Consider the following 19,617-nt stretch of genomic DNA (forward strand, 5'->3'; position numbering starts at 1 on the left):
TACCCGTCGATGACCCGAACGATCACGATTCGTGACTGTAGCGGTTATCTGTTACTCGAAGTACGGAATTTGGCGAGATATCGCATGATCGGGTACGCGACGAGGATGCCGATCGATCCCCAGGCGATGCCGCCCAACTCGACCGAACCGATGGTCAGCGTCAAGTTCCCGATGCCGGCGACCAACGCTGCCGCGGCGACCGTGAGGTTGACCGGATCGGTGAAGTCGACCTTCGCTTCCATCCAGATGCGCACACCGAGAATGCCGATGAGGCCGTAGAGAACCATCGTTGCGCCGCCGATGACGCCGTTCGGAACCGTGAAGACCAGTGCGCCGAATTTGGGCGAAAATGCCAGGATCACAGCGGTAGCGGCGGCTACCCAGTACGCGGCGGTCGAGTACACACGCGTCGCTGCCATGACACCGATGTTCTCGGCATACGTGGTGGTTCCGGATCCGCCACCGGCGCCCGCCAAGGTAGTGGCGAGACCGTCGGCAAACAGTGCATTGCCGGCCAGATCGTCGAGGGACTTACCCGTCATGGCGGACACCGCTTTGACATGTCCGACGTTTTCGGCGACCAGAACGATCACCACGGGGAGCGCGAGCACGATCACCGACCAGTCGAACGACGGTCCGTGCAGACTCGGCAGCCCGAACCAGTCCGCTTCGCGCAGAGCGGACACTCGTTCACTGTCGAGTCCGCCGATGACCGCGGCGAAGACCCAGCCGATCACGACGCCGACCAGAATGCCCAGCCGGCCGAGCAGCCCGGGACCGACGACCGTGACCAGCAGGATCGAAACGAGCGTCACCGTGGCGATCAGCGGCTGCGATTCGAAGGAGCCGACCGCCGTCGGAGCGAGGTTGAGACCGATCAGCGCGACGACAGCGCCCGTCACCACCGGCGGCATGACGGCGTCGATGACCCGGCTGCCGATCAGACGTACGGCGACGCCGATCAACATCAACACGATGCCGACGGCCATGACGGCACCGAGTTGCGCGGCCGGGCCCGATCCTGCCGACGCTGTCAGCGGGGCGATGAACGCGAAGGACGAACCGAGATAGCTGGGGATCCGGCCCCGGGTGATGAGCAGGAACAGCGCGGTGCCGATACCCGAGAACAACAGCGTCGTCGTGACGGGGAAGCCGGTGATGGTCGGAACGAGCAGTGTCGCTCCGAACATCGCGATGACGTGTTGCATCCCGATTCCGATGGTGCGCGGCCAACTCAGTCGTTCGTCCGGCGCCACGACGGCTCCGTCGGCGATCCGCTTGCCGTCTCCGTGGACAGTCCAGCCGATTCCGCCGGCCCCGGTCATTGTTTCTCGTTCGATCACAGGTCGAAATACTAGAGGTCAGGCGCTCGGTCTCCGACCGAGACCGATCAAACCAGTTCAGCTGATTGCGTCAGCCGCCGCTTTGCGCGCTGCCACCGGATCACCGGTTGCCAGCACCGCTGCCGCAGCCGCCTCACATTGCGCCATGGTGACGGATCCGACCTTCGCGCCCACACCCGCGACCGACGCCGCAGCACAGGAGAGCGAGGAAACTCCGAGTCCGGCCAGAACACACGCCAACAGTGGATCGGCGGCCGCCTCACCGCAGACGCCGACGCGCTTGCCTGCCGCCTGACCTGCCTGGGCCGTACGTGCGACAAGGGCGAGCACCGCGGGCTGCCATGGATCGGCCAGGTCGGCGAGTTCGGAGGACATCCGATCAGCGGCCATCGTGTACTGAGCGAGGTCGTTGGTACCGATCGAGAGGAATTCGACGTGTTCGAGAATCTGGTCGGCCAACAGCGCCGCCGCCGGGATCTCCACCATCACACCGGGAACAAGATCGCGTGCCCGCACCGCATCGGCAAAACGTTTCGCCTCGGCCGGGGTGGCGATCATCGGTGCCATCACCCACGGCGACGAGTTGGTCGACGCCGCAGCTGATGCGATCGCGTCGAGCTGGCGGTCGAGAATTCCCATGTCCTGCCAGGCGATTCGGACCCCACGAACGCCGAGTGCCGGATTCGCTTCCTCTTGATGGTTGGCGAATTTGAGCGGCTTGTCCGAACCCGCGTCCAACGTGCGAATGATGACCTTCTTTCCTGCGAAGGCCTCGAGAACCTCGGCGTAGATCGCCGCCTGCTCGTCTACGGTCGGTTCGGTCTCACGGCCGAGGAAGCAGAGTTCGGTCCGGAAGAGCCCGATGCCCGCCGCAGCAGTCGACGCCGCGGCGCGAGCGCCCGCGCCGTCTTGAACGTTGGCGAGAACGTCTACCGGCCGGCCGTCCGCCGTCTGGCCCGGTCCGGTCCAGGTGCTGACGCGTTCGCGATCGATCCGGGATTGTTCGACCAGCTCACGCGCGTGCCCGGGATCCGGCTCCGCGATCACGTCGCCGGTTGTTCCGTCGATCAGAATCGGTATTCCTGCCGAGATGGATTCCAATTCCTTCGCGGCGACGATGCACGGGATGCCCAACTGCCGCGTGATGATTGCCGTGTGGCTGGTCGGGCCGCCGTAGATGGTCACGAGTCCGATGATCTTGGATGCATCGAGGCCCGCGGTGTCTGCAGGAGCCAGATCGTCCGCGCACAGCACCGACGGTGTCTCGGGCATCGGAACTCCAGGTTCAGGTAATCCGGAGAGTTCGGCGATCACGCGGTCGCGGATGTCCTCGAGGTCGGTGACGCGCTCGGCCATCAAACCGCCGACCTTGGTGAACAGCACCACGAACTGCTCCGTCGCCGCGATCGCAGCCTGCACCGGGGGCACTCCGCCGGCGATCGACTTCTTGGCCGCCCCGATCCAGCCACGATCAGCTGCCATCGCCGCGTTGGCCTGCAAGACCTCTGCGGCCGCGCCGGTAGCTTCGGCGGCCCGTCCGAGAAGGCGGTTCTCGACAGCCTTCGCCGCTGCGACGAAGGCGTCTGCGGCGGCCTCTCGATCGGCCTCGTCGAGTGCCGGCGCATCGGTGACGAGTTCTGGTCGGCTGGACGGCCAGATCGCCGGTCCGTAGGCGATTCCAGGCACCACGGGGGTGCCGTGCACGGTGATTCGGTTGAGCTGTTCGGTCATCTGTCCTCCTTGAGCGATGGGCCCGGTGTCTCACCGGATCACCTCGAGCGCGTAAAGCCCTCACCTTCGTTGTGACGAAGATTACTCCCAAGTCTTGACATGTCAACACACTCGGGCGTAAAACAACATAAAGCAACATTCACTGTGATCCACAACGCACCGTCGGATCACACTTCGGAATCGGAGAGCACGTGTACGCGGAAGAACGCCAACAAGCGATCGGCACCATGGTGTCGCAGCGCGGACGCATGTCCGTGGCGGCTCTGTCGGAGACCTTCGGTGTGACCACCGAGACCGTGCGTCGCGATCTGGCCTTCCTCGAGCGGATCGGACAGATCAGGCGTGTACACGGCGGCGCCGTTCCCACCGGATCCCTCCACGTCACCGAACCGGGCATGGCGGAACGCGATCAGACCCGCGCGCAACAGAAGGACCGGATCGCCCGCTGCGCGGTCACCTACCTCCCTCCCACCGGCGGCAGCGTGATCTTCGACGCGGGCACGACCACGGGCCGCATGATCCCCGAACTGCCGACCGAGAACGACTTCACAGCCGTCACCAATTCCGTCCCGATCGGCGCACGCCTGGCATCGATGAACTCGATTTCCCTGATACTGCTCGGCGGTCGAGTACGCGGGGTGACTCAAGCCGTGGTCGGCGAGGACGCCCTACGCCTGCTGAGCACGTTGCGAGTCGACGTCGCCTTCATCGGAACGAACGCGATCAGCGTCGGGCACGGACTCTCCACTCCGGACAGCGAAGAGGCCGCCGTCAAACGAGCAATGGTCAAATCCGCCAATCACGTTGTGGTGGTGGCCGATTCCACCAAAGTCGGCCGCGAGCACTTGATCAGCTTCGCCCCACTCGACAGCATCGACGTCCTCATCACCGACGAAGAGATCAGTCCCACAGACACATCCGAGTTCCACGACCACGGAATCGAGGTGGTGATCGCATGATCGTCACACTGACAGCCAACCCGAGTATCGATCGGACCGTGCAACTCGAGCAACGGCTCGAACGAGGCTCCGTCCTACGTGCCCACTCCACTCGCAGCGACCCCGGCGGCAAGGGGGTCAACGTCGCGCGTGTTCTCGCCGCAGCCGACCTCGACGTGCTCGCGGTTCTACCGGGAAACGATGGTGACCCTCTGCTCTCGGCGCTGGCAGCCGGCGGGATTCCCCACATCGGTGTCGCCACAACGGGTCTGGCTCGCACCAACATCACCATCGCGGAACCGGACGGGACAACGACGAAGATCAACGAACCCGGCGCAACGCTGTCCGGTTCGACGCTCGACGCCCTGGCACAGGAGTTGATTGTCCGCGCCGATACCGCACTGTGGTTCGCGCTGTCCGGCTCACTGCCCCCCGGCGTTCCGCTCGGGTGGTACGGCGAGCTCGTCGCGGCGCTGCGCGATCACCCGTGCAAGGTGGCGGTCGACACCTCGGACGCCCCGCTGACGGCACTCGCCGAAGCGTTCCCCGGCTCGGCACCCGACCTGCTCAAACCCAACGGCGAGGAACTCGCACAACTGACCGGCGTCGACGGCCACGTCCTCGAACGTGCTGCCGAGAACGGTGATCCCGGGCCTGCAGTCACGGCGGCGCGGCGATTGGTCGACCGCGGCGTCGGCAGTGTGCTCGCCACGCTCGGCGCAGCAGGTGCTGTCCTCGTCACCGCCGACGGCGCGTGGATCGCCACTGCTCCCCCGATTGTCGCAGTCAGTACCGTCGGCGCAGGCGATTCTTCGCTGGCCGGCTACATCCTCGCCGAAGCGGGAGGCGGCTCGGAATCCGAGCGGTTACGTCACGCGGTCGCCTACGGAAGCGCCGCTGCCTCCCTTCCCGGCACAACTCTTCCCACGCCCGAACAGATCGATCTGGCAGCGGTTTCGGTATCTGCAGCCGATGCCTCCTCTCCCATCCCCGTCCCCACCGAACTCGCCTGACGCCCTAAGGAACCTGACATGTCCGATACCAACGCAGCCGGCGGTTCCGGCCCCGAGATCATCAGTCCCGAACTGATCTCACTCGACACCGACCTGGGTACGACCAAGGAAGATGTCATTCGTTCTCTCGCAGCGCGACTGACTGCAGCGGGACGAGCGAGCGACGCCGCGGGGCTGGTCGATGCCGCACTCGCTCGCGAAGCGCAGTCCGCGACCGGACTGCCGGGCGGAATCGCCATTCCCCACTGCCGCGCCGAGGCCGTCTCGTCCGCGTCCCTGGGATTTGCTCGACTGGATCCGAAGGTCGATTTCGGTGCACCCGACGGCCCCGCCGATCTGGTGTTCCTGATCGCGGCACCCGAAGGCGCCGGAGCCGAGCACATGAAGCTGCTCTCGTCCTTGGCCCGAGCGCTCGTCCGACCCGCGTTTGTCACGTCGCTTCGTGAGGCGTCGACGCCGGACGAGATCGTGAGACTGGTCGACGAGGTACTCAATCCCGCGCCGAAGGATGCTCCAGCAAAAGCTGCGGCAGCCACACCCACTCCTCCTGTTTCCACCGGGAAACACGCCACCGAGGAGGCACCGGCTCCAACGCCCGCGGAGCGTCACATCGTCGCGGTCACCGCGTGCCCGACCGGAATCGCTCATACCTACATGGCTGCGGACTCGCTCGTCGCCGCGGGTGAACGCGCCGGGGTCAAGGTTCACGTCGAAACGCAGGGCTCGAGCGGAAGCACCCCGCTTGACCCTTCCGTCATCGCCGGAGCCGCCGCGGTCATCTTCGCCACCGACGTCGGAGTGAAGGGCCGCGAACGATTCGCCGGCAAACCCGTTGTCGCTTCCGGCGTGAAGCGGGCGATCAACGAGCCGGACAAGATGCTTGCAGAAGCGTTGCGCGCCTCCGAGAATCCCGCCGCCGCCACCGTGGACGGCACCGCCGCCGCGGCCGCGGATTCCGATGCCGGTTCCGTAGGGTTCGGCACCCACCTCCGTCAGGTCCTCCTGACCGGTGTCAGCTACATGATCCCGTTCGTCGCGGCCGGCGGTCTGCTGATCGCACTCGGCTTCCTGCTCGGCGGATACGAGATCTCCGGTCCTGCCAAGGACATCGTTCTCAACAACTCGATCACCAACCTTCCCGACGGTGGTCTGGCCACCTATCTCGGCGCAGTGCTGTTCCAGATCGGTTCGTTGGCATTCAGCTTCCTGGTGCCCGCGTTGGCCGGCTACATCGCCTTCGCTATCGCCGACCGGCCTGGCATCGCTCCCGGCTTCACAGCCGGCGCGGTCGCCGTGTTTGTCGGTGCCGGATTCATCGGCGGCCTGGTCGGTGGTCTCATCGCCGGTGTCGTCGCGCTCTACATCGGCCGGATCGCCGTCCCGCAGTGGCTGCGGGGCCTGATGCCGGTGGTGATCATTCCGCTGTTCGCGACGCTGGTTGTCGGAGCACTGATGTTCATCGTCCTCGGTCGTCCGCTCGCCGCGATCACCTCCGGTCTCACCGACTGGCTCAACGGACTGTCCGGCAGCTCGGCCATCTTCCTCGGCATCATTCTCGGCCTGATGATGTGCTTCGACCTCGGCGGACCGGTCAACAAGGCGGCTTACGCCTTCGCTGTAGCCGGACTCAACGTCAACGACCCGGCCACTTTGCGCATCATGGCGGCAGTCATGGCTGCCGGTATGGTTCCGCCACTGGCCATGGCACTTGCCTCGACGGTGCTGCGTCCCAAGCTCTTCAGCGAAGCCGAACGTGAGAACGGAAAGGCTGCCTGGTTGCTGGGTTCGGCATTCATCTCCGAGGGCGCGATTCCGTTCGCCGCTGCCGACCCGCTTCGCGTGATCCCCTCGATGATGGCGGGCGGCGCCGTCACCGGTGCGCTGATCATGGCTTTCGACGTCACTCTCAGCGCCCCGCACGGCGGGATCTTCGTCTTCTTCGCAGTCGGCGGAATCGGCTGGTTCCTGGTCTCGCTCGCCGCGGGAACCGTGGTAGCTGCGCTCGCCGTCGTCGGAGCCAAGGAGTTCTTCCGCAAGGGTCCGTCCGATGCCGAACTCGACCCCGAAATCGTGCCCGCTGCGGCATGATCGACAGCAAGCAACACTGCAGTCACCACTGTTGTCACCAAATCCGCCCAAAGACCCCACAACGTCCGCACCGATAGATTCACAACGAGGAGATCCCATGCCCAGCAAGACAGTTGCCGTCGGTTCCGCAGTCGGCCTCCACGCCCGCCCCGCCGCTCTCATCGCCGAAGCAGTCGGAGCCTCCGGCGCCACGGTCACCCTCGCAGTCGCCGACGGCGAACCGGTGGATGCAGGTTCGGCACTGATGATCATGACGCTCGGAGCCGCCAAGGACACCGAAGTCACCATCGAGTCCGACGACGCCGACGCACTCGCCAAGGTCGCCGAACTGGTAGCCGCTGATCTCGACGCCTGACCTGATGTCAGTCGGTGCTGTGTAGCGGGCCGGACACTCTCACGGAGTCAGTGCGAGTGTCCGGCCCAGCCAGTCCATTTCGAGTTCCAGAGCAGTGCCCCACACATCACCCGAGTGCCCGCCGGGAAGGGTGTAGTAGTCCACGTTCATGTCGGCGGCGCGCGCAGCCTCGAACATGATCTCCTGCTGAGGGCGGTAGATGTCGTCGTCTTCACCCGCGACGAATACACCAGACAACTGCGGATACCGATTCTGCGCCATCAGGTCTCGGGCGTTGACCGCGTCGAACGCGCTTTCGTCACCGTCGAACATGGCCGCCACGGTGTCCTCGTGATCACCGGTCGACGGTTCGTCCTGCCCGGAGAAGTCCAGGAACGACGGGTATCGGTCCGGGAAGTTCACGGCCATCTCGATCGCGCACGTCCCGCCGTAGGAGAACCCACCGATAGCCCATTGCGCAGCGTCCGGATTCACTTGAAGGTTCGATTCGATCCAGTTCGGGACGTCCTGGTCCAGATACGTCGCGACGTTGCCGAGCGCAGAATCCATGCAGCCGGGGTTGGCGTCGTAGTCCCCCAACGCGTCGGGCACCACCACGACGGGAGCAAGCCCGGAATGCCTCGACGCATAGGCGTCGACTGTGGTCGCGAGACGGCCACTGTCCAGCCAGTCGCTGGGGCTGCCGGGCTCACCCGCCACCAACACCAGTACGGGCAACTCGGCACGCGGATCGGCAAGATAGGCAGGCGGGAGATACAACGTCGCCGGCCTCGCGTCGAAACCCGAGATGTTTCCCGGAATCGACGCTTCCGTCACGACGCCGTTGCTCGGCATCCGCACCGGAACCTCCCAATGAGTTTCGGTGGGAAGTCCCCGCTGTAGCCAAGGTTCGGCCCCGGGGAGCGAATCGAAAGCAACGTGCTCGACCGAGCCGACCGGCCAGTGCCCGACCAGTGATCCGAGCGTGGGGTAAGTGCCGGTCTGGGCATTGACCTGACCCACCGCGACGATCGCGGCCAGACCGGCCAACACCGTCACAGAAAGGCCGCGGGCCAGTCCTGGACGCCGAAGGAGAACAAGCGCCGCGCCGATGACTCCGAATATCGCCAACGCTATCCACACAAAACTCGACAGGGGTAGCTGCGCGGGCAACGGTCGATAACTGAGCCACACGAACATCGCGCCGCCGGCGGACCCGACCACTGACAAGCCCAGTGCGACAAGCACGGCCCGACGCGGCAACCAACGAAGCAAAAGCAGCGTGCCGACGCCGACGAGGACGGAACCAACGAGCAGCGCTGCGGTGATGTGTCCGTGCTCGAGTGACATACGCGAGAGCCGCGTCAGGAGTTGATGCCCGTGCATTCGTTCCAGTATCCACATCTACCGGCAGTCTGCGAATTCGTGGAATTGGTGGGAATCAGCGGCGTCGTCGAGATCTCACGAACGCCGCGCCTCCGAGCGCGCATCCTGCCGCGACCAATCCGGCCCACACGAATGTCCATGGATCGACCCCGACGCCGACCGAACCGGCAGACGAGTCAGCCGTCGATTCGGTCGCTTCCACGAGCGCGCGCATCACGTGAACCGGCGGCAAAGCTCCGCCGGCAGATTCCGATCCGATCAGAACATCGCCCGCGTCGTTGAATGCCACGGCCTCGCCCTGAGGCTCCGTCGGGAGCGGGATCCGCAGGGGTTCGGTATCGGTGAGCGTCGCGCCGATTCCGCCGTCCACGACCTCGTACAGGTACAGATCGGAGTAACTCCGAAGCGCGATCGCCGAACCGTCCGACGACACCGCTCCCCCGGTGAACATCACCGACACGGGCTTCTCCGGTCCGAGAGATACGGCTCCGACGCGCTCGAGCGGCGTCGGGCCGGGTTGCGCCAAGTCACTCAGTTTCTGATCCCCGACGGGTGTGTAGACACTGCTGGAGCCGAACAATTCCTTGGTCACGACAAACACATGGCCGTCAGGGTCGAGCAGAATCGATTCGGTGTCGTGCGCGCCGTCCGGGTACGTGAGGCGGTGCAACGTACCGTTACCGGAATCGAGGTCCATCGTGATGAACGCCACCGTGTCGCGGGTTCGGAGGTTGTCGCCGGTATCCGACAGAACGAGCGTTCGACCACTCACCGCAAGATCTTCGACGTCGTATGGATCGATCGGGACCGGAATCTGTTTCTGGACAACACAGTTCAGGTCCATTTCGAATACGAAGTCGTCACTGCCGCCGTCACCCATCGCGTAGATCCGATCGTCGACGACGACCATCCCCGACAACTCCTGGAGCGCAGGATCGGTAGGTGTACAGAGTGGGGCGAACTCGCTCGGTTCGAACGACAACGCCTGTGCGAGCGCTCCGGGAAGCAGTGCGGTTGCCGTAGTCGCAGCAAGCACCGCGACCACGGCCCCGAAACTACGCACTAGGTGCGTACTCCACCAATGCCGAGGCCAACATCTGTGGCACGCGTGCGTGCACCCGCGTTCCCGCCTCTTCGTGAGTCGATTCCAAAATCGTTCCGTCCGAGTGGATTCGAGCCATCAGATCACCGCGCGTGTACGGCACCAGCACGTCGACCTCGACCTCCGGCCGAACCAGCACCTCGCTGAGATGTGCTCGTAGTTCAGCGATTCCTTCACCGGTCCGCGCCGAGACGAACACGGCACCAGGCAGCAGACCACGTAGTTGCGTCAAGGTAACCGGATCTGCCGCGTCGATCTTGTTGACCACGATCAACTCCGGCGGAGCCTTCGAATCCGTCTCGCGCAGAACATCGGTGACGACTTCCCGCACAGCCTTGATCTGTTCTGTCGGCAACGGATCCGAACCGTCGACGACATGCAGAAGCAGATCCGCGTCTGTCACTTCCTCGAGAGTCGAGCGGAATGCCTCGACCAACTGAGTCGGAAGGTGTCGCACGAAGCCGACCGTGTCGGTGAGTACGTACTCGCGGCCGTCGTCGAGTGCTGCGCGACGAGTTGTCGGGTCCAAGGTGGCGAACAACGCGTTCTCCACGAGCACACCGGATCCGGTGAGCGAATTGAGCAGACTCGATTTGCCCGCGTTGGTGTATCCGACGATGGCGATCGACGGGATGTCGCTCTGCAGTCGACGTGTGCGCTTGGTGTCGCGGGCGGCCTTCATGCCCTTGATCTCGCGGCGCAGTTTTGCCATGCGCTCACGAATACGGCGACGGTCGGTCTCGATTTTCGTCTCACCGGGACCACGCAGGCCCACACCTCCGTTACTGCCGGCACGGCCACCGGCCTGGCGCGACATCGACTCGCCCCAACCACGCAGACGCGGGAGCATGTACTCCATCTGAGCGAAAGCCACCTGGGCTTTACCCTCACGAGAAGTGGCGTGCTGAGCAAAGATGTCGAGAATCAGAGCCGTCCGGTCGATGACCTTGACCTTGACGATCTTCTCCAGCGCCGTGAGCTGCGCCGGCGTCAGCTCACCGTCGCAGACGACGGTGTCGGCGCCGGTCGCCAGGACTACTTCGCGCAGTTCCTGAGCCTTGCCGGAACCGATGTAGGTGGCAGCGTCGGGTTTGTCGCGGCGCTGAACCAGTCCTTCGAGGACCTCGGAGCCGGCCGTCTCTGCCAGTGCGGCCAGCTCGGTCATGCTCGCCTCGGCCTGCTCGGCAGTTCCCTGCGTCCAGACGCCGACCAGGACAACTCTTTCGAGTCGAAGCTGGCGATACTCGACTTCGGTGACGTCCTCGAGCTCGGTCGACAGACCGGCCACGCGGCGCAGGGCGCCGCGATCTGCGAGTTGCATCTCACCGGTCGACGGGTTGCCCGATGCGGACGCTGCCGTGTATTCGGCTTGCGCGTACTCGGACTGCTCGTGAGCGGTGGACTCTTCGTTTTCATGTGTGTTCGTCATACAAGATCCATGGTCCCACGAAACCTGGCCACGGTGCATCCGTATTTCCTGCAGGCGTATTTCCCGCGGGCGATATCACACGAGCGACTGCCACCAGGCATCGCTGATCGTCCCGCTCGCCACCAGAACCGAGGGCCCCCGCAACGACCCTTCGCCGCCTTCGACGGTGACCTGCACTTCGCCGCCGAGCACGCGCACCAGCACCGAGCCTTCGTCGCGGCCGTCGAACTTCAGCGCCGCGGCCGCAGCTGCGACCGTTCCGGTTCCGCAGGAACGAGTCTCGCCCACACCACGCTCGTGTACGCGCATGTGGACCCCACCGTCGTGGATCGGCGTCACGATCTCGATGTTGACCCCGTGCGGGAAGAACCCGGGATCGAAGCCCGGAGAAACACTCAAATCGAGCGCACTCAAAACTTCTGCCGTCACGTGCTCGTCGACACACGCCAAATGCGGATTACCGACGTCGATGCCGACGCCGGCGAAGACGCGGCCGTCGATTGTTGCCGAACTGGTGCCGAGGTCCTTGATCGGGCCCATCGCCACGGTCACGTCACCATGTGTGGCGTCGTAGCCGTGCACCACGACCGGACGCGCTCCGGCACGACTGCCGACCACGAACTCGTCCTTGCTCTCCAAGCCCGAGGCCTTGAGATAGTGGGCGAATACGCGAACTCCGTTTCCGCACATCTCCGCGATGGAGCCGTCGCTGTTGCGGTAGTCCATGAACCAGTCTTCGGCAGCGACGCCGTCGGGCAGCGCACCGAGCACGCCCGCGTCCGCAAGTGCGCCTGCCCGGGCGACACGAAGGATGCCGTCGGCGCCGAGGCCACGCTGACGATCACACAACGCTGAAACTCGCGCCGGCTCGAGATCGACCCGAACGTCGAGGTCAGGGAGAACAACGAAGTCGTTCTGCGTGCCGTGGCCCTTACTGAAATCCATGGTCGCCATCCTATCCGGACCTACCGACCGACTCACGCAGGTGACGCGGTGACCACGACGTTCTGTTCGTACGTGAATCCGGACGGCAACGAGGGGTCGGGCACGGTTGCGCCGCCGCAGGTCACGAGGACCAGCCTGGGCGCACCCGTTTCGGAAAAGAACTCGGCCGGCAAAGCCACCTTTTCGTACAGCTTCAGGCTCGCTGCGTGATAGGTGAACATCGTTCCGGTGTCGTCGCTCACGTAGACCGGTGTTCCGGGCTTCATCTGGTGCAGCGCCCACAAGGCGCCGTGCGTGCGATCACCGTCGTCGACGTGGCCGGCAACAAGATTGGTGCCCTCCGAAGATCCGAACTGCACACCGTTGGTGAAATGCGAAACCTTGTCAGGGTGCGGAAGGATCATTCCGCGGTTGGTGCCGAACCCACTGGTCACGATGTCGGCTCGCACATCGAGATCGGGAATCGCGAGCGTGTTCGGCGGCAGATCCGTTGGCGCAGGCGCCCAACTCGCCCCTGGATCGGTTGGAGCTCCCACGTCGAAGGGTGCTTCGGGAACAGGTGCGCTGATGGGCTTCCCGGCCGCACTCACCGCAAAATAGACGAGCACCCCGCCGACCGCGAGAAATGTGACGAGCAGTAGGAGAAGCGGCAGCCGACCCGCGCGTCGGCCTCTCGGTCGCGCGTGTGTCCCGGTCTGCGCCATGTTCGTTGTCCTCCAGTCCGTCGATCGCGAAAGGAATGGATCGCGAAAGAGCTAACTGTAAGATAGCTGATCGGGGCGATCGTGTTACAGGCCGCGATATGCAAGGGCAGCGAAGGCCGAGCGAGCCAGCTCCGGATCGGCACCGTCGAGCCAGTGCACGCGTGCGTCACGACGGAACCATGATCGTTGGCGGCGAACGTAGCGCCGCGTCCCGATGAACGTCCGTTCGAGTGCTTCGGCCAGATCGTATTCACCGTCGAAATGTGCGAGCACCTGTGCGTAGCCGATGGCTCGCGGCGCTGTGACGCCCTCACGCAATCCTTGCTCGACGAGTACGGCGACTTCGTCGACAAGTCCGCCTGAAAACATCAGTTCGGTTCGCAACCGAATCCGTGTGTCGAGTTCTTCCGTATCCCGATCCACGCCGAGAATGCGGGTTCCCCAACGAGGGTCACCGATCTGCGGAGCTGAGGCCGCGAACGGCAGACCTGTCAGCTCGACGACCTCGAGCGCCCGAACCATCCGCCGACCGTCCGTCGGCAGTATCGACGCCGCCGCTACCGGATCAGCAGCAACAAGCGCCGTATGCACCGCACCGACCCCACCGTCGGCCAGCACTGCCTCCCACTTCGCGCGAACTTCGGGATCCGTTGCCGGAAAGGACCATTCGTCGAGTAGGGACTGGACGTACATCATGGATCCGCCGACGATCACCGGAACCTTGCCCTCCGCGATCAGATTCTCGGCGATCGCGATCGCGTCGCTTTGATAACGCGCGACGGTGGCGGTCTCCTTCACGTCGAGAACGTCGAGCAGGTGATGCGGAATCCCGCGACGCTCGGCCGGCGTCAGTTTGGCGGTCCCGATATCCATGCCGCGATAGAGCTGCATCGCGTCGATGTTGATGATCTCACCGCCGAATTCTTCGGCCAGTGCCAACGCGAGATCGGACTTTCCCGACGCGGTCGGACCGACAACTGCGATCGGGCGAAGTCCTTCAGGGACGTTCACGGCCGCCACGTCCCGACGTGGTAAGCGACGCCGAACGGCGCGTCGCTGTAGTCGACCACCGAACGTGTCGTGGTTGACCGAGACGAGTCCATGAAGACACCGGCCAGGACCTGCCACGCCGCACGCCCCTGGGCTCCGACACTCCGGCAGAGCTGCGGATCGAGAGCAAGAAGCGCCTCCGGGTCACCGGCGGTCAGGGCATCGTCGATGGCTGATTGCACGCCCGCGGCGCGCTCGTCGAAGCTTCCGGGCGCCTTTGCCGTCAGCGTGGACGCACCGTCAGCCACGATCAGAAGCCCTTGCGGTCGGTTGTCGCTGTCGAGTTGCTTGCGCAGCTGCTGCCCGAATTCACGACATTCATTCACCGACGCCTTTGCACTGACGACGTGCATGTCGACGGTGATCTCCACGTCCGCTCGGGCACGCAGCCAGCCGGCAACAAGGGCGCACAGTTCGAGAGATGGCAGCGGTTCACCTGCCGCATCCGCGTCCAGGGACGTCCGGACATCGGCGCCGAATCCCGCGAAAGTACCGATCTGCCCACGTCCGACGCCCGATCGCCAGAGTTCGCCTGCATTCTCGGGTTCTGCATTCTCGGGGCCGACACCGACGCCCACCCAGTGAACCGCCTCGTGAGAGAGCCGGCGCACGGCGGCCGTCGCCGCGGCGCGCACCTGAGCAGACTCGGCCGAATCACCGGACAATTCCGGCACGAGTAACGGCGCCGAGGGGACAAGAACAGCGGAAGTCAACACAGTTGCCACGCTAGTCGACCCCGAGGTGGCGACCTCACACCCTCTTACCTGATTCAATAGTCGGAGAACGTGAGTACCGGGTTCAATGGAACCAGGAATGCGATCAGGCAGCCGTGACGCGCGGCAGAGACGAGGACCGATGACCGAGAACAGTGAACCCACCCCCGGCGCCGACAGCAGTTCGGCCAGCCCGAGCCCGGCAGCACCCAAACCCGGTGCTCCCAAACCTGGTGGACCACGCCCCGGTGCGCCCCGCCCCGGAGCACCTCGCCCCGGCCCGGCAGCCTCGCATGCCGTCACCGCCGCGCCGGCCAGCGACCCGAGCAAGTTCGGCCGCGTCGAGGAAGACGGAACCGCCTGGGTGAAGACCGCTGACGGTGAACGCCAGATCGGTTCGTGGCAGGCCGGCGACGCCACCGAGGGCCTCGCCCATTTCGGTCGTCGCTACGACGACCTCGCGACCGAGGTCTCACTACTCGAGGCTCGTCTGACGTCGGGCGCCGGAGACGCCAAGAAGACCAAGGCTGCCGCCATCGCTCTATCCGAATCCCTCTCCACCGCTGCCGTGATCGGGGACCTCGACGCTTTGGCCCGCCGACTCGACGTGATCGTTGCCGGGTCCGACGAGGCCGCAGCGCACGCGAAGGAAGAGAAGGAACAGTCTCGCGCCGCGAGCACCGCCCGCAAGGAGGCCCTCGCAGTCGAGGCCGAACAGATCGGTTCGGAGTCGACCCAGTGGAAGACCGCGGGTGATCGACTGCGCGAGATTCTCGACGAGTGGAAGACGATTCGCGGAATCGACCGCAAGGTCGACGACGCACTGTGGAAGCGGTACTCCAAGGCTCGCGAGTCCTTCAACCGACGGCGTGGAGCGCATTTCGCCGAACTCGATCGTGATCGTGCGAGCGCCCGTTCGACGAAGGAAGAACTGGTCGAGCGCGCCGAGAAGCTGTCGACCTCCACTGAATGGGGACAGACCGCTGGAGAATTCCGCGATCTACTCAGCGAGTGGAAGGCTGCCGGCCGCGCGCCGCGCGAGGCCGACGACAACCTGTGGAAGCGCTTCAAGGGCGCTCAGGACGTGTTCTTCGCCGCACGCAACGCTGCTGCATCCGAGCGCGACGCCGAATTCGAGCAGAACGCGGTTGCAAAGGAAGAGCTGCTCGCTGCGAACGCGAACATCGATCCGGCACACGGACTCGAAAACGCTCGTGCAGCGCTGCGCGACCTGCAGGAGAAGTGGGACGCGATCGGCAAGGTGCCGCGCGACCGGATGCAGGAACTCGAAGCGAAGCTTCGGGCCATCGAAACCAAGGTGCGCGACGCCGTCGACGCCGAGTGGCGTCGTACCGATCCGGAAGCACTTGCCCGGGTCGCGCAGTTCAAGGAGCGGGTGAGCCAGTTCGAGGAGCAGGCCGCCAAGGCTCAGGCTGCCGGCAAGACGAAGGACGCCGAGAAGGCTCTCGCTCAGGCAAAGCAGTGGCGTGAGTGGGCCGAAGCAGCCGAGAGCGCTGTCAGCGAGTAATCGACGACGAGCTGCTTTGACAACAACGCCGGCTGACTCCGAAAGGAGTCAGCCGGCGTTGTCTTGCGCTATTGGCTAAGAGAACTTCCGTGTCAGCCGACGTTCCATTCCTGATGCTTCTCGGCTTCAGCCGCAGCGATCCGGCGTTGTTCCTCGGCAGCGAGCTGAATGTTGGTTCGGGTCCAGACCACCTTGAGCCAATGGAACGTCAAGAACACGACGGCAAACCATCCGATGACCAGCCCGATCGACGGTCCTGCCACGTTGAATCCGGCGGGAATGGTCTGACGTGACCAGACGGCCATCATTCCCAGCGCACTCGCCACGGCACTACCGGCCAGCGCGACCCACGCCAGACTCCAGCGCCGCGTCACGAGTGCGAGCATCGAGAATCCGATGCCGAAGATGACAACGAACCACACGAACAAGCGTGAGAACAGTGCAATCCGTTCACTTTCCGCGTCCTGGTTGTACGCGAGCACATCCCAGCCGTTCGCAACTCCCGCATGGGGCAGTGCAAGTGTGCCGACCAGCACGAGCACCGCAACCGCGACAACCATGGCGCGCGCACCCGGATCGATTTCCCCCGCGACCTTGCGTTCCGCGTCGTCGAGGTCCTTGCGGTAGCCCTCGAAGGCGTCGTCGCCCGGCTGAGGTGTCTTGTTCTCGTGTTGCGAGGTCATGCGTTGCATCCCATCTGGACGGGTTGTGGGGCTGGGGCACCGATCTTCGGTAGTCCGAGACCTACGCCGATGGGCGGGGTCTTCGGTGTGATGCCCTTTTCGAACGAATCACCGGCGCGGGTCCGACGGTGTGTGAGCACTCCGTCATCTGCCACGAGGTGATGGGGGGCTCCGTGGGTGACGACGACCGTCACCACATCGCCGGGTCGGATTGTGCCGTCGAGGTTTCCCTCGGGTCGGAAATGCACCAGGCGGCCGTCTCGCGCGCGACCGCTGAGACGGTGAGTCGCTGCATTCTTGCGGCCCTCACCCGCAGCCACCAGCAGTTCTACCTCGGTGCCGACGAGTTTGCGATTTTCCTCGATGTTCACTTCTTCCTGAACCGCGAGCAATCGCATGTAGCGTTCCTGGACAACCTCTTTGGGGAGTTGATCGGCCATCTCCGCCGCCGGCGTGCCCGGGCGCTTGGAGTACTGGAAGGTGTAGGCGTTGGAGAATCGCGCCTTACGCACGACGTCCAGCGTCTCCTCGAAATCCTCTTCCGTCTCCCCCGGGAACCCGACGATGATGTCCGTGGTGATGGCGGCGTGCGGCATTGCGGCGCGCACCTTCTCGATGATCCCGAGGTACTTCGACTTGCGGTACGAGCGCTTCATCGCCTTGAGAACCTTGTCCGAACCGGACTGCAACGGCATGTGCAACTGCGGGCAGACGTTGGGAGTGGTTGCCATCGCTTCGATGACATCATCGGTGAACTCTGCCGGGTGCGGCGATGTGAACCTGACCCGTTCGAGGCCGTCGATGTGTCCACATGCCTTCAAGAGGGAAGCGAAGGCTCCGCGATCGCGCGGTTGTTCCGGATCGGCGAACGACACGCCGTAGGCGTTGACGTTCTGTCCGAGCAGGGTCACTTCCGAGACACCCTCGTCGACGAGTGCCTGCACCTCGGCCAGGATGTCGCCGGGACGTCGATCCACTTCCTTGCCACGCAAGGCCGGAACGATGCAGAACGTGCACGTGTTGTTGCAGCCCACCGAGATGGAAACCCAACCTGCATAAGCAGATTCGCGCTTGGCTGGCAGTGTCGAAGGAAACGCCTCGAGTGCGTCGAGGATTTCGACCTCGGCGCGCTGATTGTGACGCGCACGGTCGAGCAGCGCAGGAAGCGAGCCGATGTTGTGAGTGCCGAAGACGACATCGACGAACGGTGCCTTCTTGACGACGGTGTCACGATCCTTCTGCGCCAGGCACCCACCGACCGCGATCTGCATGTCGGGGTTCGCCTCCTTGTTGGGGGCGAGCTGGCTGAGGTTGCCGTACAACTTGTTGTCCGCGTTCTCGCGGACCGCACACGTATTGAAGACGACAAGATCAGGATCGGTTCCGGTCTCCGCCTTCGAATACCCGGCGTCCTCGAGCAGACCGGACAGTCGCTCGGAATCGTGGACGTTCATCTGACAGCCGTACGTCCGCACCTCGTAGGTGCGAACAGGCGTAGCAGTTGCCTCCGGAACTGCAGTCGGCTCCGGAAGTGCAGGGGACATTTCGTCGATCAGTGACACGCTTCAGCCTAGCTCACGTCCACTACGACGTGTAATAACGCCCTGATAAACAGCCGAAACGCGACACAAACGTCGTCACAGTAAAATTTCCATTACATATGGCAAGAACCATGGCGAAATCACGGGCGTCGACGCAAACTACGCCTAAGGTTCTCGTTTATGACCCAAGCCGACGATGCGACGACGCCGACCACCTCCGGCGATTCCACATCCATGATTTCGATGACCTCGGTGAACAAACACTTCGGGGAACTTCACGTCCTGCAAGAGGTCAATCTCGAGGTACCCAAGGGCCAAGTGGTGATCGTCCTCGGTCCGTCGGGCTCCGGTAAATCGACTCTGTGCCGCACCATCAATCGCCTCGAACCCATCGACTCCGGCACCATCGCCGTCGACGGCAAGACGCTCCCTGAAGAGGGCAAAGCACTTGCCGCGCTTCGTGCCGACGTCGGGATGGTCTTTCAGTCTTTCAACCTGTTCGCGCACAAGACGATCCTCGAGAACGTCATGCTCGCACCGATGAAGGTCCGCAAGGCAAAAAAGGACGAAGCCAAGAAGACCGCGCAGGCGTTGCTCGAACGTGTCGGTATCGCCAATCAGGCCGACAAGTACCCGGCGCAGCTTTCCGGCGGTCAGCAACAGCGTGTCGCCATTGCTCGCGCTCTTGCGATGCAGCCGAAGGTGATGTTGTTCGACGAGCCCACCTCCGCTCTCGACCCCGAGATGGTCAACGAAGTCCTCGACGTCATGACCTCCCTCGCGAAGGAAGGCATGACCATGCTCGTGGTCACGCACGAGATGGGCTTCGCGCGCAAAGCCGGCGATCGTGTGCTGTTCATGGCTGACGGCCAGGTCGTCGAAGACACCACGCCCGAAGAGTTCTTCACCCATCCTAAGTCGGATCGGGCCAAGGACTTCCTCGGCAAGATCCTCACGCACTGATTACAGTCTCCCCTCCGACAGTCCTGTCCTCGTCCACAAGACAACTTGCTCGACTGCACCGTTCACCTCGGCTGCACCGTTCATCTCGACTGCACTGTTCGTGTGTCGACAACTGAGAGGATCTTC

At 64.1% G+C, this 19,617-nt stretch carries 17 protein-coding genes; 6 read left to right on the plus strand and 11 right to left on the minus strand.

All coding sequences use genetic code 11. The annotated features are described in order from the left end of the window. Window positions 1–44: 44 nt before the first annotated feature. Window positions 45–1,325, minus strand: a complete 1,281-nt coding sequence (locus H351_RS18915) for a uracil-xanthine permease family protein (protein ID WP_020907537.1) — start codon at window positions 1,323–1,325, stop codon at window positions 45–47. 75 nt (window positions 1,326–1,400) lie between these two features. Next, on the minus strand, window positions 1,401–3,074 hold the full coding sequence (locus tag H351_RS18920; RefSeq protein ID WP_029255248.1) for a putative PEP-binding protein: 1,674 nt from the start codon (window positions 3,072–3,074) through the stop codon (window positions 1,401–1,403). A gap of 191 nt (window positions 3,075–3,265) precedes the next feature. Between H351_RS18920 and H351_RS18925 the strand changes: the two genes are divergently transcribed. From H351_RS18925 to H351_RS18940, 4 genes are all read left to right on the plus strand, one after another. After that, complete coding sequence (locus H351_RS18925; RefSeq protein WP_029255247.1) at window positions 3,266–4,033, plus strand: DeoR/GlpR family DNA-binding transcription regulator; 768 nt, start codon at window positions 3,266–3,268, stop codon at window positions 4,031–4,033. Beyond that, window positions 4,030–5,025, plus strand: a complete 996-nt coding sequence (gene pfkB, locus H351_RS18930) for a 1-phosphofructokinase (protein WP_029255246.1) — start codon at window positions 4,030–4,032, stop codon at window positions 5,023–5,025. Before H351_RS18925 ends, pfkB begins: the two co-directional genes overlap by 4 nt. Before the next feature lie 18 nt (window positions 5,026–5,043). Beyond that, entirely contained in the window at window positions 5,044–7,113 is a 2,070-nt protein-coding gene (locus H351_RS18935) for a PTS fructose transporter subunit IIABC (RefSeq protein ID WP_029255245.1), read from the plus strand. A gap of 97 nt (window positions 7,114–7,210) precedes the next feature. Further along, window positions 7,211–7,468, plus strand: a complete 258-nt coding sequence (locus H351_RS18940) for an HPr family phosphocarrier protein (protein WP_003942144.1) — start codon at window positions 7,211–7,213, stop codon at window positions 7,466–7,468. 39 nt (window positions 7,469–7,507) lie between these two features. Here the strand turns inward: H351_RS18940 and H351_RS18945 are convergent, their stop codons facing one another. From H351_RS18945 to H351_RS18975, 7 genes are all read right to left on the minus strand, one after another. Then, a complete protein-coding gene (locus H351_RS18945) occupies window positions 7,508–8,833 on the minus strand; it encodes an alpha/beta hydrolase (protein WP_029255244.1) in 1,326 nt (441 codons plus the stop codon). A gap of 55 nt (window positions 8,834–8,888) precedes the next feature. Next, entirely contained in the window at window positions 8,889–9,896 is a 1,008-nt protein-coding gene (locus tag H351_RS18950) for a hypothetical protein (RefSeq protein ID WP_029255243.1), read from the minus strand. Then, the gene (gene hflX / locus H351_RS18955) at window positions 9,889–11,364 is read right to left on the minus strand and encodes a GTPase HflX (protein WP_003942213.1); all 1,476 of its coding nucleotides are present in this window, start codon (window positions 11,362–11,364) and stop codon (window positions 9,889–9,891) included. Before hflX ends, H351_RS18950 begins: the two co-directional genes overlap by 8 nt. 75 nt (window positions 11,365–11,439) lie before the next feature. Beyond that, window positions 11,440–12,309 carry a diaminopimelate epimerase gene (gene dapF, locus H351_RS18960; RefSeq protein ID WP_029255242.1) on the minus strand — a complete coding sequence of 290 codons (870 nt, stop codon included), beginning with the start codon at window positions 12,307–12,309 and terminating at the stop codon, window positions 11,440–11,442. Window positions 12,310–12,341: 32 nt separating this feature from the next. Then, the gene (locus H351_RS18965; RefSeq protein ID WP_029255241.1) at window positions 12,342–13,013 is read right to left on the minus strand and encodes a class F sortase; all 672 of its coding nucleotides are present in this window, start codon (window positions 13,011–13,013) and stop codon (window positions 12,342–12,344) included. 84 nt (window positions 13,014–13,097) lie between these two features. Further along, complete coding sequence (miaA, locus tag H351_RS18970) at window positions 13,098–14,033, minus strand: tRNA (adenosine(37)-N6)-dimethylallyltransferase MiaA (protein ID WP_029255240.1); 936 nt, start codon at window positions 14,031–14,033, stop codon at window positions 13,098–13,100. Next, window positions 14,021–14,779, minus strand: a complete 759-nt coding sequence (locus tag H351_RS18975; protein WP_020907527.1) for a class III extradiol dioxygenase subunit B-like domain-containing protein — start codon at window positions 14,777–14,779, stop codon at window positions 14,021–14,023. The genes miaA and H351_RS18975 overlap by 13 nt, the downstream gene beginning before the upstream one ends. Before the next feature lie 139 nt (window positions 14,780–14,918). On the opposite strand from H351_RS18975, the gene H351_RS18980 reads away from it, so the two are divergent. After that, a complete protein-coding gene (locus H351_RS18980; protein WP_029255239.1) occupies window positions 14,919–16,304 on the plus strand; it encodes a DUF349 domain-containing protein in 1,386 nt (461 codons plus the stop codon). A 92-nt stretch (window positions 16,305–16,396) separates the two neighbouring features. On the opposite strand, the gene H351_RS18985 is transcribed toward H351_RS18980, so the two are convergent. Both H351_RS18985 and miaB read right to left on the minus strand, forming a co-directional pair. Next, a complete protein-coding gene (locus H351_RS18985) occupies window positions 16,397–16,987 on the minus strand; it encodes an Rv2732c family membrane protein (RefSeq protein ID WP_020907525.1) in 591 nt (196 codons plus the stop codon). Further along, the gene (gene miaB, locus H351_RS18990; RefSeq protein WP_044480362.1) at window positions 16,984–18,531 is read right to left on the minus strand and encodes a tRNA (N6-isopentenyl adenosine(37)-C2)-methylthiotransferase MiaB; all 1,548 of its coding nucleotides are present in this window, start codon (window positions 18,529–18,531) and stop codon (window positions 16,984–16,986) included. The genes H351_RS18985 and miaB overlap by 4 nt, the downstream gene beginning before the upstream one ends. A gap of 231 nt (window positions 18,532–18,762) precedes the next feature. Here miaB and gluA point away from each other — a divergent pair, with 231 nt between their 5' ends. After that, window positions 18,763–19,491 (plus strand): glutamate ABC transporter ATP-binding protein GluA, encoded by a 729-nt coding sequence (gene gluA / locus H351_RS18995; protein ID WP_007735175.1) that lies wholly within the window; start codon window positions 18,763–18,765, stop codon window positions 19,489–19,491. Window positions 19,492–19,617 lie beyond the last annotated feature (126 nt).

This window comes from Rhodococcus erythropolis R138 (genome assembly GCF_000696675.2).
Taxonomy (GTDB): Bacteria; Actinomycetota; Actinomycetes; order Mycobacteriales; family Mycobacteriaceae; genus Rhodococcus_F; species Rhodococcus_F erythropolis.